Source organism: Streptomyces sp. NPDC127092, assembly GCF_042722475.1.
Taxonomy (GTDB): Bacteria; Actinomycetota; Actinomycetes; order Streptomycetales; family Streptomycetaceae; genus Streptomyces.
In genome coordinates this window covers 2669-3349 of sequence record NZ_JBHXFE010000095.1, presented here as the reverse complement: position 1 = coordinate 3349, position 681 = coordinate 2669, and the positions used below count along the sequence as shown (strand labels likewise).

At 64.0% G+C, this 681-nt stretch carries 2 protein-coding genes; both read left to right on the top strand.

Translation table 11 applies throughout. The features are described 5' to 3' along the window. The first annotated feature begins 195 nt into the window (after positions 1–195). Positions 196–378 carry a hypothetical protein gene (locus tag ACFWJO_RS37240; RefSeq protein ID WP_386872545.1) on the top strand — a complete coding sequence of 61 codons (183 nt, stop codon included), beginning with the start codon at positions 196–198 and terminating at the stop codon, positions 376–378. Between the two features lie 43 nt (positions 379–421). Further along, a partial coding sequence (locus tag ACFWJO_RS37235) for a Gfo/Idh/MocA family oxidoreductase (RefSeq protein ID WP_386872543.1) occupies positions 422–681 on the top strand: 260 nt, incomplete at its 3' end.

The window sequence follows — 681 nt, the reverse complement described above, 5'->3', positions numbered from 1 at the left end:
AGGCATCAGGACGACATCGACGGCCTTTGGGGTGTCTGGGACGTGCCCACCGAAGGAATCATGGCCGCCGTCCGTACCGCTGAACGCGGTGACGTCAAGATCACCACCGAGGATCTGGGATTGAACGTGGCGATCGCCATGGCCCAGAACAGCGGGGTGGCCGGGCTGGGCGCTTAACGCCCCTACGACCAAGGTGTGGCCGAGGCAACCCTGGCCGCCTACGGACTGATCGGCAAAGACGCCCCACCCTACGTCGCCCTCGGCGCCCTGCCGGTGCACCACGGCAATCTGCTGGAAGCGTGGCAGGACATCTACCACCAGGAGGTTCCTGAGCCCATCCAGGAGTCCTTCGTCGAATGCACCCCGCCCACAAACTGATATCCGAGTCAATCCAAGAAATGGAGCAGTGACAATGCAAGAGTTGAAGATCGCCATCATCGGAGCCGGATTCATGGCCAAGGCGCACTCCCTGGCCTACGCAACCATGCCGATGTTCTTCTGGCCCGCGCCGGCCCAGCCGGTGCGCGAACTGCTGATCGACGTGAACGAGGAGTCCGCTGCCGACGCCGCGGCCCGCTACGGGTGGAACCGTTCGGGCACGGACTGGCGGGAGGCCGTCGAAGACCCGAGCGTCGAAGTGATCGACATCGCCAACACGAACCACCTGCACGCAGAGATCGC